The organism is Microbulbifer celer, from assembly GCF_020991125.1.
Taxonomy (GTDB): domain Bacteria; phylum Pseudomonadota; class Gammaproteobacteria; order Pseudomonadales; family Cellvibrionaceae; genus Microbulbifer; species Microbulbifer celer.
In genome coordinates, this window is sequence record NZ_CP087715.1 from 1,342,637 (window position 1) to 1,358,676 (window position 16,040).

At 56.7% G+C, this 16,040-nt stretch carries 13 protein-coding genes; 7 read left to right on the forward strand and 6 right to left on the reverse strand.

The genetic code is table 11. The features are described from left to right. Positions 1 to 216 precede the first annotated feature (216 nt). The 3 genes from LPW13_RS05460 to LPW13_RS05470 are packed head-to-tail and all read left to right on the forward strand — an operon-like array spanning position 217 to position 3,556. A complete protein-coding gene (locus LPW13_RS05460) occupies positions 217 to 1,653 on the forward strand; it encodes a glycosyltransferase family 4 protein (protein ID WP_230438423.1) in 1,437 nt (478 codons plus the stop codon). Next, on the forward strand, positions 1,653 to 2,441 hold the full coding sequence (locus LPW13_RS05465; protein ID WP_230438424.1) for a class I SAM-dependent methyltransferase: 789 nt from the start codon (positions 1,653 to 1,655) through the stop codon (positions 2,439 to 2,441). The genes LPW13_RS05460 and LPW13_RS05465 overlap by 1 nt, the downstream gene beginning before the upstream one ends. Then, positions 2,438 to 3,556, forward strand: a complete 1,119-nt coding sequence (locus tag LPW13_RS05470) for a prenyltransferase/squalene oxidase repeat-containing protein (RefSeq protein WP_377563600.1) — start codon at positions 2,438 to 2,440, stop codon at positions 3,554 to 3,556. Before LPW13_RS05465 ends, LPW13_RS05470 begins: the two co-directional genes overlap by 4 nt. A gap of 12 nt (positions 3,557 to 3,568) precedes the next feature. Here the strand turns inward: LPW13_RS05470 and LPW13_RS05475 are convergent, their stop codons facing one another. Beyond that, a complete protein-coding gene (locus LPW13_RS05475) occupies positions 3,569 to 4,198 on the reverse strand; it encodes a class I SAM-dependent methyltransferase (RefSeq protein WP_230438425.1) in 630 nt (209 codons plus the stop codon). A 193-nt stretch (positions 4,199 to 4,391) separates the two neighbouring features. Here LPW13_RS05475 and LPW13_RS05480 point away from each other — a divergent pair, with 193 nt between their 5' ends. Both LPW13_RS05480 and LPW13_RS05485 read left to right on the forward strand, forming a co-directional pair. Continuing rightward, positions 4,392 to 5,075 (forward strand): acyltransferase, encoded by a 684-nt coding sequence (locus LPW13_RS05480; RefSeq protein WP_329957933.1) that lies wholly within the window; start codon positions 4,392 to 4,394, stop codon positions 5,073 to 5,075. Between the two features lie 22 nt (positions 5,076 to 5,097). Then, complete coding sequence (locus LPW13_RS05485) at positions 5,098 to 5,604, forward strand: shikimate kinase (RefSeq protein ID WP_230438427.1); 507 nt, start codon at positions 5,098 to 5,100, stop codon at positions 5,602 to 5,604. Between the two features lie 123 nt (positions 5,605 to 5,727). Here LPW13_RS05485 and LPW13_RS05490 read toward each other — a convergent pair whose 3' ends face one another. Beyond that, entirely contained in the window at positions 5,728 to 6,198 is a 471-nt protein-coding gene (locus LPW13_RS05490; protein WP_230438428.1) for an Lrp/AsnC family transcriptional regulator, read from the reverse strand. A 278-nt stretch (positions 6,199 to 6,476) separates the two neighbouring features. Between LPW13_RS05490 and LPW13_RS05495 the strand changes: the two genes are divergently transcribed. Continuing rightward, positions 6,477 to 10,064, forward strand: coding sequence for an indolepyruvate ferredoxin oxidoreductase family protein (locus tag LPW13_RS05495; RefSeq protein WP_230438429.1), 3,588 nt, complete (start codon positions 6,477 to 6,479; stop codon positions 10,062 to 10,064). A gap of 91 nt (positions 10,065 to 10,155) precedes the next feature. On the opposite strand, the gene LPW13_RS05500 is transcribed toward LPW13_RS05495, so the two are convergent. Next, positions 10,156 to 11,397: an OprO/OprP family phosphate-selective porin gene (locus LPW13_RS05500; RefSeq protein WP_230438430.1), complete on the reverse strand. Its 1,242-nt coding sequence runs from the start codon at positions 11,395 to 11,397 to the stop codon at positions 10,156 to 10,158. 581 nt (positions 11,398 to 11,978) lie between these two features. After that, the gene (locus LPW13_RS05505; protein ID WP_230438431.1) at positions 11,979 to 12,896 is read right to left on the reverse strand and encodes a TraB/GumN family protein; all 918 of its coding nucleotides are present in this window, start codon (positions 12,894 to 12,896) and stop codon (positions 11,979 to 11,981) included. A gap of 191 nt (positions 12,897 to 13,087) precedes the next feature. Here LPW13_RS05505 and LPW13_RS05510 point away from each other — a divergent pair, with 191 nt between their 5' ends. Next, positions 13,088 to 14,203, forward strand: a complete 1,116-nt coding sequence (locus LPW13_RS05510; protein ID WP_230438432.1) for a glycosyltransferase — start codon at positions 13,088 to 13,090, stop codon at positions 14,201 to 14,203. A gap of 35 nt (positions 14,204 to 14,238) precedes the next feature. Here the strand turns inward: LPW13_RS05510 and LPW13_RS05515 are convergent, their stop codons facing one another. Both LPW13_RS05515 and LPW13_RS05520 read right to left on the reverse strand, forming a co-directional pair. Beyond that, positions 14,239 to 15,255, reverse strand: coding sequence for a glycosyltransferase family 4 protein (locus LPW13_RS05515; RefSeq protein ID WP_230438433.1), 1,017 nt, complete (start codon positions 15,253 to 15,255; stop codon positions 14,239 to 14,241). Between the two features lie 116 nt (positions 15,256 to 15,371). Beyond that, positions 15,372 to 15,953 carry an acyloxyacyl hydrolase gene (locus tag LPW13_RS05520; protein ID WP_230438434.1) on the reverse strand — a complete coding sequence of 194 codons (582 nt, stop codon included), beginning with the start codon at positions 15,951 to 15,953 and terminating at the stop codon, positions 15,372 to 15,374. Between the last annotated feature and the right edge of the window lie 87 nt (positions 15,954 to 16,040).

The window sequence follows — 16,040 nt, forward strand, 5'->3', positions numbered from 1 at the left end:
GCATTGCGTGTAACCGGGGCTTTTTCGGTTTTGGGACACCGGCTGCTTTATTCTATGATTGCTGGTCGGTGCTGACCGAGGGGCAAGAGTTGGGCTGCTCCGTGGGTCGTATTGTGGACGAAATGCGCCTGGCGGTCACAGCTTTGCCAGTGTATTCTTCGCCCTTTCGGCGACTGCGATTTTGAATTCGCCAGAACAATAATATACGGGGAGTTTATGACCGCCTTGGGAAATATGACAGACGGTCCTTCACCGGCCACACGGCCACTGAATATCTGCTTGCTGGGCTATCGCAGCCATCCCCACTGTGGCGGGCAGGGGGTTTACCTCCACTATCTTAGCAAGGCGCTGGTCGAGGCGGGACACCGGGTTGATGTGATCTCGGGCCAACCCTATCCGGAGTTGGATCCCCGTGTGCGCTTGATCAAGATGCCGGGGCTCAATCTTTACGAATGCGAACACCCCGCCCGCGCACTGCGCCCCCGACACCTGTTGAGTTGGGCGGACGTAGTGGAGTGGTTCAGTAAGTTGACCGGCGGGTTCGCTGAACCCTATGCGTTCGGTCGGCGCGTCGCCCGGTATCTGCGCAAGCACCGCGATCAATACGACATTGTTCACGACAACCAATCCCTGTGTGATGGCCTGCTGACCATCGAGAAAAGCGGCCTGCCAGTGGTCGCGACCATTCACCATCCAATCAGCCGGGACCGGCAGCTGGCGCTGGATGCGGCGCCGGACTGGCGCTACCGATTGCTGGTTCGGCGCTGGCATAGTTTCCTTGGTATGCAGAAAAAGGTTTCCCGGCGTTTGCAGCATATTGTTACCGTTTCTACCCAATCCCTTGATGATATCGTTCATTACTTTGGGGTAAAGCGGGAGCGGGTGGAGCTCATCTATAACGGTATCGACACTGATATTTTTTCTCCGGGCAGCGCACAGAAGCGCGCACAACCCCGGGTGATGACGACAGCGTCTGCGGACCAGCCGCTAAAGGGATTGCGCTTCCTGCTTCAGGCCGTGGCAACATTGCAACCGCGGTATCCGGACCTGAAAGTGCTGGTGGTTGGAAAGCTCCAGCAAGGTGGCGCCACCGAATCGTTACTGAAAACCCTCGATCTGGAGCGTACGGTCCGGTTTGTTTCCGGTATCTCCAATGAGGAGATGGCTGATTACTACCGCTCTTCGACCATGGTGGTTTGCCCCTCATTGTACGAAGGGTTCGGGCTACCCGCGGGCGAAGCCATGGCCTGTGGCGTGCCGGTAATCTCCAGTGACGGCGGCGCGCTGCCGGAAGTTGTTGGGGATGCGGGCATTGTGGTGCCGGCAGGGAACAGCGATGCGCTGGCTGAAGCCATGCAATCCCTGCTGGATAACCCTTCGTTGAGAGAAAAATTGGGGGCTGCGGGGCGCGAACGCATTGAGTCCCAATTCTCCTGGACGTTGTGTGCGAAACACCTGGTGGATTACTACCGAGCAATTATCGCGGCGCAGGCTTCTGGAAAGAAGCGGCAAGCCGAACTTCAGTATCAGGCTGAAATTTCCAACGCAAGTCTGAATAAGTCGGAACTGTCGGTGCCGGAGCGTGAAAAACTCTCGGCGTCTGGTCAGGGTAGGCTTCAAAGAGACGCCGGTAAGCCCGGGGAAGCAGCCTGATGATTACGGTAGATCCCGCGCTGTTGAACCTGCAGCCCGGCCAGCGGGTACTGGATCTCGGCTGTGGCGAAGGGCGTCATGCGATTCATCTGTCACTTTCCGATGAAGTGGAGGTGTTTGGTTTTGATCTCAGTGAGCAGGATATTCGTACCGCGCAGGAGCGGGCAGCGCCGTTCTTTGACAGTGAGGAAAATGCTGGCCATCTGTTGCTGGGTGTCGGGGATGCCTTGAACCTGCCATTTTCGGCAGACAGCTTTGATGTGGTCATCTGCTCTGAAGTGCTGGAGCACATAGAAGATTATTGCGGTGTACTCACAGAAATAAACCGCGTGCTGAAGCCCGGTGGTGTGTTTGCCGCGACGGTGCCTGCATTTTTTCCTGAGTGGATCTGTTGGAAGCTCTCCGACGCCTATCACGAGGTGGAAGGCGGGCATATCCGAATATTCCGTGAGAAGCAGCTGCGTGCGGATATTGAAAAAACCGGATACCGTTTTTTCGCTCGCCACAAGGCGCATGCGCTTCACGCGCCATACTGGTGGTTGAAGTGTCTGTTCTGGGGGCGGGATGATAACCGAGTGGTTACCGCTTACCATCGCTTTCTGGTCTGGGATCTGATGGATAGACCCAGACTGACCCGTTGGCTGGAAGCTTTCTTAAACCCGGTACTGGGAAAAAGTATCGCACTGTATTTTGTAAAGCCGGTCGAGTCGGAATCAGGTGTCGAGGCCCGGCTGCCGGGAAGCGCTGAATCAGATAATCTGTTGGCGAAAAATGAGGAAGCCGCGTGAAAAACAATACCGCGCTCCGTCTGGAGGGTTCGCCACTGGCGGCCGCTGAGTCTTCCTCCGATATTTTTCCACAAGATTTTGTGCAGCACAGTGCCGCCTATATTCTCTCTTGCCAGCAGGCGGACGGCAGTATTCCCTGGTTTGATGGTCACTATGCAGACCCTTGGGATCACGTCGAGGCGGCCATGGGGCTCAGTATTGCTGGCGAGTGGGAAGCGGCGGAGCGCGCTTATCAGTGGCTTGCGGATGTTCAGTTGCCCGACGGCAGCTGGTGGGCGGCTTATCGAAATGGCGAACCAGACAACCGCGAGCGACGGGAGACCAACTTCGTTGCCTATTTTGCCACCGGGGTCTGGCATCATTATCTTATCAGCGAAAACCAAGCCTTTCTGAAACATCACTGGTCCGTGGTGGAGCGGGCGCTCGAGTTTGTCCTTTCCCTGCAGTCTCCGCACGGTGATATTCAGTGGGCGGTGGATACCGAGGGCAAGGTGCTTGCGGATGCATTGGTCACCGGTTGCGCATCAATCTTCAAGAGCCTGGAGTGTGGCATTCGCATTGCCAATGCGCTGGGGCATCACCGGCCTCGCTGGGTGTCCGGTCACCAGCGGTTGGGTCAGGCGTTGCGCGATATGCCGGAAAGGTTCGATCGTACCTGGGAGAGCAAGGCGCGCTTTTCCATGGACTGGTTTTATCCGGTGCTGACCGGGGCCGTTACCGGGGATTGCGCGAGACTGCGTTTACAGCGTAAGTGGGATGAGTTTGTTGTGGCCGGGCTGGGCTGCCGCTGTGTCAATGACGAGCCCTGGGTGACCGTGGCGGAATCCTGTGAGCTCACCATGGCGCTGTTGGCGGCGGGTGAGAGAGAAAAAGCAGTGGATATATATTGTGGGCTGCATCGCTGGCAGGACGACGATGGCGGCTACTGGACCGGGTATGTTTATCGCGATAGTGCCATCTGGCCGGAGGAGAAAACCACCTGGACCGTCGGCGCCATGCTGCTGGCCGCAGATGCGCTGGCGGAGCTGACACCCGCCAGCGATCTGTTTACCCGGGTGGCGTTGCCGCAGCCGGGAGTGCCGATCGGGCAGGCGTCAGAGCCTGTCGTGGAGTAGCCCGCGTCGAATCTATAGACGCCGCAGAATACCCAGGGTCTTGACCATTTCCACGCGTTCGAACTGCCCGGAAGCGAGCGCCAGCTTATAGATCTCGTAGGGCGCCTGACCGCCATCTTCCGGGTTGGGAAATATATCGTGAATTGCCAGAAACCCGCCGGGCACGATGTGTCTTGCCCAGCTGCGGTAATCATTCAATGCCGCTTCCAGCGAGTGGCCGCCGTCGATAAATACCAATCCCAGTGGCGTGTTCCAGCGTTTGGCGGCAACCACTGAGGGTGCGACCACCGGAACCACGTGTTCCTCGAGATCAGCGGCGCGCATATTCATGCGAAACTGATGAAAACTGTCCATCAACTGCGTGCGTGAATCGAACAGTTCGTCATCGTGGTATTCCTCCCCGGGCTGATGCTCTTCTGATCCGCGATGGTGGTCTACGGCAAACAGGATACTGTCCATCCGCTTGCAGGCGCTGCCGAGATATACCGTGGATTTGCCACAGTAGCTGCCGACTTCGAGGCTGGGGCCGAGATCACTGGCGTCGGCCGCCAGTTGATGCAATGCCGCACCTTCAATCGGATCGAGGAAGCCTTTGATGGTGTTGATATCGATTTCGAAGTCGGGGGGAATTTTCATTTCCATAGGGATCGTTTTCGTTGTGATCTTATTTGTCGGTCTGGAAGACCATATTGTTTGACAGGATGCGGCACATTAGTGGGCTTCCAGGTTGAACGCAATGCGCAGCCCATGCAAATACACTGACGAATCTTTTAACAATAATCCAGCGGGCTCAAGAATGCGCAGAGAACACAGACCATACTGGCTGAAGCGGATCATGTTGTGGTGGCGCGATTGGCGCACTCGACACTTCCTGTTACCGCAGTTCGATGCAGTGGGAAAAGCGCCGGAAATCATGCATCCCGCTTCGGTGATTGTATTCGGATCCAATATCCGCCTGGGGAATTTCCCGCACCTGATTTCCACCGCCGACAACTGTATCCGTTTGACCGCCATGGGGCATCGGGGTGGGAAGGCAACGATCGACATTGGTGACTATGTGCTGATTTCTCCGGGAGTGCGCATATCTGCCGGGCAATCGATCTCCATTGGTAATGCCTGCATGATCGCGGCCAATGTGTATATATCAGACTCAGACTGGCACGGCCTGTACAACCGCACGCGACCGTTTCGCTGTACTGCGCCCATTTCCATTGGCGACAATGTCTGGATTGGCGATAGCGCGATTGTGTGCAAGGGCGTGAACATTGGTGATAACTCGGTAGTGGGGGCGGGCAGTGTGGTGACCCGGGATGTGCCGGCCAATGCAGTGGTCGCCGGCAACCCCGCCCGCGTGATCAAGGAGATTAATCCGCGCCGGCGGATGATTACCCGCGAGGCCCTGTTCGCCGACAGCTTCCGGCAGGCGCATAATCTCGACGAATTGGATAAAATGCTGCTCTCAGGAAACAATCTGATAGGCTGGCTGCGGTCGCTGTTGTGGCCGCGTCGTGGGGATTAAAGCAGTAGGAAGTCTGATAACAATGCATAAACAGGGTAGTGTGGTACTGATCGGGATGCCGGGGGCGGGGAAAAGTACCCTGGGAGTCTTGCTGGCCAAGGTGCTGGCAAAGGATTTTGTCGATACTGATGTGCTGATCCAGCTGCGGGAAGACAAGACCCTGCAGGAGATCATGAACGAGAGTGACTACCTGAACCTGCGTCGCATCGAAGGGGAGGTGCTTGCCGAGGCGAAGCTCCCGAACCACATCATTGCCACCGGTGGCAGTGCAGTATACAGCGAAGATGGGATGCGCAATCTGTTGCGCTTCGGCCCCGCAGTATTCCTGAACTGTTCTGCCGATGAGCTGCGCCGGCGGATTCATAATTACGAAAGCCGTGGTATTGCCAAGGCGCCGGGGCAAAGCTTCGAGGCCCTGTTTGAAGAGCGTCAGGCGCTGTACCGTCGCTACGCCGATATCGAGGTGGATTGCGATGGGCGGGATCTGGAGCAGGTGCTCGCTCAGGTTGTTAGCAAACTTCAGGACTGATCGGGAGTTTCGTGGCCGGGTTCTGTGGCGGTGCCTCCGCATCCTGTGGGTCGGCTGCGCAGTTACGCCAATGCTTGGCCGCCACTCCCGGTGAGTAGAGCAGGGCCAGGCTTGGGCCAATATTCAGAGTGGTAATTGGGTGGTGTACTTGACCTGCTTCAAAGCGAAGGTGGAATTCACTGAGGCGACATTTGGCAGGTGCACCAAGGAGCGCTTCAGTAGCTGCTCGTAGTGCTCCACACTATCTACTACAACACGCAGCACATAGTCTTTATCACCACTGGTGGAATAGCACTCCACCACTTCCTGTACGTCGTGTACGGCAGACTCGAAATTGTTTAGCGAATCTTCATCGTGGTTGTGAATGGTCACATAGCAGTATACTGTGACCCCAAGGTCAAGTTTACGCGGATCCAGGAGAGTGACGCGACCACGGATGATGCCTTCCGCCTCCAGACGCTTGATACGGCGCCAGCAGGGTGTATGGGACAGACCCACTTTGTCTCCAAGCTCCGCCATGGAATAATCGGCGTTTTCCTGCAGCGCCCGCAAAATCTTGCGGTCAAAATCATCCAGATCGCTCGAACGCTTCATATAAACTCCTGTCCTACAAAAATTGCATTTTTCGAGATGGTTATCATAATTCTACGTGCAAATGTGTAAATAAAGCAATGTTTCGTCGAGCCATAGGCATTAGCATGACTTGACCGCATCGTCGTAGCGCTTGGTAGTCGTGACAAACATAAATAGACAATACGAATAAATCGGCGCCAAAAGGCCGCGACAGAAGCCTCCAATCACAATAATTACCGCAATTTACCGTAAGTTTCGTGTGTACCGCGAAGCTTCACGAATACGGAAGTAGTAGGCGTATGAGCGAGCTGACCCCAGCAAAAACATCTCACGAGTCCACATCGATAGTTTCTGGCACCGGTAGCGAAACAGGCGCCGCAAAGTCCATCTCTCTGGATGATCGGTATACGGTCGAGAAGGGCCGCGTACTGCTGTCTGGCATCCAGGCCCTGGTACGGCTGCCCATCGATCAGATGCGCATTGACCGCGCCCGCGGCATGAATACCGCTACCTTTATCTCCGGCTATCGGGGTTCCCCCCTGGGTGGTTATGACCAGCAGTTGTCGCGGGTACAAAAACTGCTGGACGAATACAGTATCCGCTTTGTACCCGGTGTCAATGAAGAGCTGGCCGCGACCTCGGTATGGGGTTCCCAGCAAGTAGGCCTGTTTGAGGGCGCGGAAGTCGATGGTGTCTGCGGCATCTGGTACGGCAAAACGCCCGGTGTCGACCGCTCCTGTGACGCATTCCGCCATGCCAACGCCGCCGGCTCCGCGCCGAAGGGCGGCGCGCTGATCATCGCTGGTGACGATCACGGCTGTAAATCCTCGTCCTACCCCGGGCAGTCCGAATTCGCATTCGTGGACATGCATATCCCGGTGCTGAACCCCTCAACGGTGCAGGAAGTCCTGGACTACGGCCTCTACGGTCTGGAGTTGTCGCGTTTCAGCGGTTGCTGGGTGGCCATGATCACCCTGGCAGAGAACATGGATTCCTCTGCGACTGTCGATGTGAACCCGGCGGGAGTTTCGTTTTCTTACCCCGAGATCGAGCGACCGGAAGGTGGCCTGAATATCCGTAAACAGGACAACCCGCTGGAACAGGAAGAGCGTCTGTGGCGTTACAAGCGTCCGGCCGCGCTGGCCTTCGCTCGCGCCAATCAGCTGAACAAATTGGTTTTGGACAACCCCGAAGCCACCCTTGGCATTGTGACCACCGGTAAGGCGCATCTGGATCTGATGCAGGCGTTCGAGGATATGGGCATTGATGATGCCCAGGCGAGAGCGCTGGGTATCCGCATTCTGAAAGTGGGCATGACGTACCCCCTGGACGTACCGGGCATTCAGGAGTTTGCCCGCGGGCTGGATTCCCTGCTGGTACTGGAAGAAAAGCGCAGCCTGATGGAAGTGCAGTTGAAAGAAGAGCTGTACAACGTCCATCTGCGCGACCCCAATTTCCCACGTATCCTCGGTAAGGTCGATGAGCACGATCGGCCGCTGCTGCCCATGTATGGTGAATTGTCGCCGGCTGTGGTTGCGCAGGTCCTCGGTCACCTGCTCGGTGACGAGAAACTTAACGAGCGGGCCAGGCACCGCCTGATGCGACTGGATGCCCTGGCGGAGCGGATTTCCGCCCAGGCGGGCTCCAGCGTTGCGCGGCTGCCGATGTTCTGTGCCGGCTGCCCCCACAACCGTTCCACCCGCGTGCCGGAAGGCAGCCGTGCGCTGGCGGGCATTGGTTGCCACTACATGGCCCAGTGGCTGGATCGCGAGACTTACACCTTCACCCAGATGGGCGCCGAGGGCGTCAACTGGATCGGCCAGGCGGCCTTCACCAGTGAGTCCCACGTGTTCGTGAACCTTGGTGACGGGACCTATTTCCATTCGGGCATTCTCGCCATTCGTGCCGCGGTTGCCGCGAAAGTGAACATCACCTACAAAATCCTGTTCAATGATGCCGTGGCCATGACGGGCGGCCAGCCCCACGACGGCGAGCTGCACCCGGATATGATCTGTCGCCAGGTATTGGCGGAAGGGGTGCAGAAAGTGGTGCTGGTGATGGATGACACCGGCAAATACGGCGATGCGCTGACGTTCCCCAAAGAAGTGGAGATTCGTCACCGGGACCACATGCCGGCGGTGATGGAAGAATTGCGTGAGCAAGCCGGTTGTACCGTCATTATCTACGACCAGACCTGTGCCACCGAGCTGCGCCGCAAACGCAAGCGAGGTCTCCTGCCGAAGGCTGAAGGGCGTCCGTTTATCAACGAGCTGGTGTGTGAAGGCTGTGGCGACTGTGTCACGCAATCCAGCTGTATCGCGGTGGAAAAGGTGGACACCGCGCTGGGGGACAAGCGCCGCATCAACCAGACCAGCTGCAACCAGGATATGTCCTGCGTGAATGGTTTCTGTCCGTCTTTCGTTACGGTAAAAGGCGGCAAGCTGGCCAAGCGCGCAGGCGTCGGTGATGCCCTGTGTCAGGAGGCAGGCAAACTGCCAGTGCCGTCGTTGCCCGACCTGCAGGAACCCTACAACCTGCTGGTGACCGGCGTCGGCGGCACCGGCGTGGTGACGATCGGCGCACTGCTGGCAATGGCGGCGCACATCGAGGGCAAGGCCTGCAGTACGCTGGACCAGACCGGTCTGGCGCAAAAGGGCGGAGCGGTGTATTCCCACGTGCGCTTTGCCGACCAGCCCGAGGCGCTACAGGCAGTACGTATTTCCGATGGCCGCGCTGACGGCCTGATGGCCTGCGATCTGATTGCCGCCGGCAACCTGTCTGCGAGCCTGGCCAAACTGGATGAAACCCATAGCCGCGCGGTGGTCAATACCCATCTGAGTCCCACCGCCGCATCGGTGCTGGGGCGCGAAGACATCCATTCACCGCAGGCGGTCCTGGATACCATTCGCGATGCGGTGCAGGAACTGGATGTGGTGGAAGGCCACGAGCTCACCAAAGCCGCCCTGGGGGATACCCTGGCAGCCAATATCTTTATGCTCGGCTTTGCCTGGCAGAAAGGCCTGCTGCCGCTGGATCAGGCCTCCATCCTGCAGGCCATCGAGCTGAACGGTGTAGCGGTGCAGGCCAACCTGCAGGGGTTTGCCGCTGGTCGTCTGGCGGCAGCGGAGCGCAAAGCCCTGGATGCCCTGTTGGCCGGCGATCAGCAAGTTGCGCAGCCGCGGGGATTGGAGGCGGTCGTCGCCCATCGCATGACACATCTGACCGGTTACCAGAATGCGGCGCTGGCGCGACGCTATCGCGGGCTGGTGGACAAGGTACGGGATGCGGAAATTCTCAAGGTGCCCGGTAGCGAGGCGCTGGCGGAAGTGGTTGCGCGCAATTACGCCAAGCTGCTGTCGTACAAGGATGAATATGAAGTGGCTCGGCTCTATACCGACGGACGCTTTGTTGAATCCCTGCGGGAAAACTTCACCGGCGATTTCGAGCTGGAATTCAATCTTGCGCCGCCTTTGATGAGCCGCTTCGACAAGAATCTGGGCCGGCCGCGCAAGCTGAAGTTTGGTGGTTGGATGCACCGCGCATTTGGTGTTCTGGCGCGGTTCAAATTCCTGCGTGGCACCGCGCTGGATATCTTCGGCTACACCGCAGAGCGCAAAATGGAGCGCGCGTTGATCGGTGAATATGAAGCGTTGGTGGATCAGGTGATTGGGAAACTGAATGCGAATAACCACGCTGCCGCGATCGAGTTGCTGAATTACCCGGATATGATCCGCGGCTATGGCCTGATCAAGGATGCCAATGTGGAGAAGGCGGCTGCGATGAAATCACAGGCACTGGAGCGCTTCCTGAATCCCGATGCGCAGGAAAACGACAAGGCGGTGAAGGTTCAGGTGTTCGATCCGGCGCGTGCGCAACAAGTGGGTTGATCATGCCGGGTCAGACTAATCCGTCTGCAATAAAAAATGGCGAGCTGAAAAGCTCGCCATTTTTTTTGGAACGGTGATTTTGTTGGGTGAATTACCAGCGAACCTGTGCACGCAGGCCCAGTTGATTGGTTTCGTCACCGGTAAAGTCATCGTCGCCGAAGATGAAGTTCACCATAAAGCGGATATTGGAATTGGCGTAGTAGTTCAGGCCGATTGTGGTGCTGCTGGCCTCGAGAAAGTCGTAATCCCGGTTTTCCATGGTGTCGTAGCGTGCGGTCAGTTCCCAAGAGCCTCCCCAGAGGCCATTACCGGTGTGCTTGGCGGAATTGAAGGCCCCGCGCTTGACGTTGTAGGTCTTGTGCTCTCCGGTTAGCATCCAGCTGCCCTGTACATACCAGGTGTGTACGGTCTGGTTGCCGATAAAGCAGCCAAAGTCGGGATCGCAGGAGAAGGGGGCGGGTGCGCCAAACCAGTCTTCATAATCGAATTCAGACAGGTAGTAGTTACCCTCGAAGTCGCCGATGGCGTATTCCGCCTGCAGATACAGTGGACCGTAGCTGCCAGCCAGTTCCAGTCCAACGGTGCTGACGTCACCACCCAGATCGCCGGGGGTGAGCGCCATCAGCTGGGAGGGGCCGCGGCGGCCGGCGTAATCGGCCTCAGCGAGAATGTCAGTGGAATCCTGGTTGGCATTCTCATAGCTGACCGAGGTGCCGATGTGCAGGGTTTTGTAATCGGTATTGATGGGGTGCCAGGCAAGGCGGCCAGAGGCGCCTACGCCCTCATTGCGCGGGGTACCCGCGTCGCGGAGGTTGAACGCCATCATGCCCAGGGTGAAGCAGTCCAAAACGCCGGTCCAGCCAATGCCTTGTTGGAACTGATGTCCATCAAAGAGGCCCGTGGAGCTGGAAAAGGGCCGTTCCAGAAAAGTAATTTCATTGGAGCTGGTCATTTCGGACATGGAGCGGAAGGGTTTGAACTGCCCGATGCGTACTTCGCCGTTCAGAAATTCATGGGCCAGGAATACATCGCGAAAACCCGCATGGGTATCGCCGGCTGCAAAGTCCTGCTCCAGAACATATCGCCAGTCGTAAATATTCCCCTTCAGGGTAATACGTGCACGGCGGAAATCGGTGGTGCTGGTGGGGTCCTCGATATCGGTATCGAAAAGATAGGTATCAAAGTGGATACGCCCGCCGAGAGACCCGGAAAAGTTGCCATCATCAGAGGTAATCTTTAACCCGCCTTTGGTTTCTGCATTACCAGCCATCGCCGCGGTGGGGAGCATGCCAACTATGGAAAGTGCCAATAGCGTTTTCTGTGCGCGTTTCATCGGAAAGCCTTTAACCGTTATCGTGATTTGCAATGGCGGCGGATTGTATCAGCCAAAATTTACCTGTCACCCGTTAGCAACAAATATGAAACAAAAAAGTAAAAATAGTTGTTTTGTCATATTGCTGTAATAAAGTTGAAATATTCCCGTGGTAAAGCGGAATTTATGCCAGATATATAATCTGGATAGGCAAACTGGATATATAAACTGAAGGTGCTGGCAAATAAACGGTATACATGACCCGATAGGCCTGTCGTGTTATACCTGTTCCATTCTGCAGACAATTTCGCCATAAGCAGAGTTTAGGCACATTATGTTGCCTTGCGAGTGAATGGCGGATATCGGCAATTACCAGTGGGTCTGTGCGCACAGCCCCTGTTGGTTGGTGTCGTTACCGGTAAAGTATCGTAGCCGAAAGTCAGGTTAAGTATGAAACGCACGTTGGGCCTGGTGTGGTAATTGATACCAGGGATGGCTTTGCAGTGTGCGAGACGCCCTTTTTATCGTCGTAGCGGGCAACGGTGTATCCCCCGTAGATACAGTGGTTCGTAATCTTACTTTGGTGTGGCGCTTTGTGGAGTTTAAAGTTGCTTGATGCGGAACCCCTCTTTCTGCAGGAGATCGATAATGCTACGTGTTCCTACGAGATGCCCGGCGCCAACCACGACAAACAGGCTGGAGTGGGACTGGCTGAGTTGCAGGATTTTCTGTGCCATTTCCCGGTTGCGTTGAAAAAATAACTTGTCGTAGAGACCGGAGAACTCCGGGTGCTCTTGCAGCCCTTCCGAGATAACCAACTGATAGAGTTGTTCCGCGTTGCCGGATTTCCAGGCGTCGGTCATTCGTGGTACAAAATTTTCCAGCTCGCTGAGCTGTTCCAGGGTTTGCTCCAGAAGTCGCTCGGGGTGCTCCAGATTGTTCAGCATCTGAAGCTGTTGCACCACACTTTCCAGTTGCAGTATCTGTTTGCCGCTGCTGTGGGCCTGCTGTAAAAAGTAGCGGTCAATACCGAGGTTGGGGTTCAGTCCGATCCGCTGCATTTCCACCATGCTCAATGTAATACTGGCAATGGCGGGGCGCATACGTAGAAATACGGCAATGGGAATCTGGCGCTGTTGTAGCCAGGATTCCAGGGCACTGAAGGTTTTCTCGGGAATATGATCTCGTAGCGTTTCCCCCGGAGGGTAGGTGGATGCCGCCATGATCTGTTGCTGTAATTCGGGGTCTTTCGCCGAGGCGAGGATATCGGCTTCTACCACCAGGGCGCCACTGCTGCGATAGGCCGCTTCAATGGTCTTCGGCATTGGATAAAAACTGTCATCAGCCAGATGCACAGAGCCCAATAAGAAAACAGTCTGCCCGTCTTTTTCGGCTTCATATATCAGGCCGCGGTATTCAGTGGCAGAAACCGTCTGTACAGCAACCAGCGACAGCACGAGAGCGAGAAGGTGAGGCAGGTGCAGCCAATGCCGGGCAGTCAGGAAGGTGCTGTATTTCATGGTGCGTAGTCCAGGTTTCGTGACTCTGGTGGTTCGTGCGGAAGATTCGGTTACAGAATCTTCCGCATGGACCACTAACTGTATCGCACTGGGGTTGTGACCGCCGCCCATAACTGTAAAAGAGATCCTCGCTGGCGTAGAAATCAGCGGTACAATCCCGCTTTGTCATTGCAATGCCCGGAGTCGCGATAATGCGGATTGTTCAGTTGTTACCCGATATGGATAAAGGCGAGACGGCAAATACCGTATTGGATTTTGCCACTGAGCTGGTGCGGCAGGGGCATGAGTCCACGGTGATTTCTGCTGACGGTGCGCTGGTTTCTCGCCTGACGTTGCATGGCAGCGAGCATATTTCCATGCCCGTGCACAAGGCATCCTGGAGACGCCCGGGTATGGCTGGCCGTTTGCGTCGTCTGTTGCGGCGACTCGGGGCCGACGTTCTGCATGCCTATGGCCCCCGCGCCAGCTGGTTGGCATGGCGTGCCTGGCGCGGGATGCCAGAGGGGGCACGCCCCAAGCTTGTGACGGCACTTCACGAGCGGCCTGAGCCCCGGCTGATTCGTGGGCGTATTGTCAATCGCGCACTGGCGCGCGGCGAGTTGGTGGTTACCCCGTCTGAGCAGCTTTCCGATGTGCTACACCAGCGGTACTCCAATGTGCTCTCTGCCGCACCACCGGTGGTGTATCGCGGCGTAAACACCCGCGAGATGGATCGGGATGCACCGGTTTCCGGTCACTGGCACCAGCGGCTATTGAATCAGTATCCCCAGTTGGAAGGGCGGCACTGGTTATTGCTGCCGGCGCCCGTAGGGCCGGGGTGTGGTCAGGAGGAGTTCCTGCAATTATTGAAACAGTTATCCTCGGAAAGGGAAGATATTTTCGGGTTGATAGTCGGCGAGGTGCAATCGGGGCAGGAAAAGTTTGCCCGCAACCTGGAGCGTCGGGCGGCGGATATCGGTCTCAGCGACAAGGTGTTGTTTCTCGGCAACCGCCGGGATATGCGTGAGTTTTATGCGACTGCGCGGATTACCTATCAGTTTTCGGAAGGCGCCTCTGGCCGCGCGGTGGCACAGGCATTGGCAATGGGCTGCCCGGTGATTACCTGTAGCAACGGTGTCGGCAGGGAGATGACACAGCGTTGTTTCCCTCAGGGTGTTTGTGTTGAGCCGGACCTGGCAAAGATTCAGGCGGTCACTCTGGATATTCTTGCCCATGCGGAGCCGGTACGTTTTGACGGTTTCAGTCTGCAGGAAACGACAGGGCAGATGTTGGCGCTGTACGCTGGCGAGTCAGCAGTTCCCGCGTAATTCGAACCGTGGGGAGGCGCTAAGGAAAGCGCGCTTTAAGCAATCAGCTGGCGGTATACCCGCCAGGTAGCCTGGGCCATGGAGTCCAGTGTCAACTCTTTCGCGGCACGATCAAATACCGCGGTGAAGTCCCGCTGGACTTTATTCGGGGCGGCAAAAGCCATTTGAATCTTTTCAGCGATGGTCTGTGCGCCGAGCTCTTTCAGGAGATAACCTTCCGGCAGGTATTCCCCCGCGTTACCGGTGTCGCTGGCGATCACCGGGCGCCTGTGGAGCAGAGCCTCGATCAGCGTGTAGGGTGTCCCCTCGGTACGCGCGGGAATAACGACCAGATCCGAAGCCTGCAGGAAACTGGTGATGGCGTTATCGGCACTGAAGAAGGTTACCCGGTCCCGCAAGTGCAACGCCTGTGCCTGCTGTTGCAGCGCGCTCTTCTCCGGCCCATCTCCCACCACAAGCAGCTGTGCATCCGGCACCAGGGTCATCGCTTCGATCAGTATATCGATACCGCGTGCTTTGATCAGGCGGCTCGCGGCAAGCAGCGTGGGTCGGTTGCCGGTGGTGTGGGCCAGAGCGCGGGGGTTGGCGACGGGTTGGGGCAAGGGAACCCCATTTGGAATGATGTGCCAGTCCAGTTTTGAGTTTGCGACCGTACTTTTGCTGATGGCTATTCGCGCATCAAAGGTGCTGGCCAGTTTATCCCGCGGGTGACGGACATTGTGGCGGGTGATCACCTGAAGCGCATCCGTGTAGGGTTTTACCGCCGCGAGCAACTGTGCGGATTTACTGCCGTGGCCATGGGTTATCTGAAAACTCCCCTGGCGTATCTGGTTGGCCAGCCGCCAGACCAGATTGGGGTGATGTCGGCTGCGATCGGTATTGAGGGGAATAAAGTGTACGTTCTCATTCAGCGTCGACTGGTAGCGCGGATGGCCGATGACGGTAATCTGTGCAGCCGTATTGCGCGCCTGCCAGCTTGACAGGTCTGCGACATGTTTTTCCAGGCCCCCATGCTCGCGGCTGGCGATCAGGTGGCAGAGTTTTTGAATCATACGGCAGCACATCCACAGTCGGTGCAACGCCTCTTCCATGCCAGGCGTTACTTTGTGACGTGGATTATCACCGGTGACTATGACAACAGTTTTATCGTTTTGTGACGGTTTTGGGCTCAGAAAGGGATATGCCAATTGAGTGAGAAAAAGTCAAACCCGGGGTTCGGAGTGTTGGTATAACCATTTGAAAAATGGCTGTACCGCAGGCTGACAGCGCAGTCGCCTGGAAAGGTATAACCGGCGGCAAAATGCATGGAAAAATTGAGGTTTGTAGACAGGCTGATGTTGCCAAACTCCCGCTCATCGAGATACGCCGCTCCGAGTCCCGCCTCGCCAAAGAAGCCTTTGGCCTCTGCACCGGGGTACATCCGCAATACGGGTTTTACTTCCACAATATGCTGGCGATCCTCAATACCGCCAGCGCGCTCGTCCCACATGTAGGAGTAACTGACCTGCGCCCACCATTGCAGGTGGTGCTGTGAAGGGTAATCGTAAAATTGATAGGACCAGTTGGCGCCAACCAGTTTGGCCCCGGCATTGGAGTCTTGTTGGATAAGGAAGTTGCCCATACCGCCACCGCCACTCAGGATCAGTTCCTGATTGCCTTTCTCGGCATGGGATGGCGACGGGAGTGCTGCCAGGATCAGCAGCAGGCCGAAAAAATACGACTTTGTGACAGGGGTGTGGCTTTCAGACATGCAGGGAATCGCCAGTTATCTTTTTCGTTGTCTGCAAGGTTAGCCGGAAATAAGGTTGGCGCAAGTCAGTACGGGGTACCGGCTTGC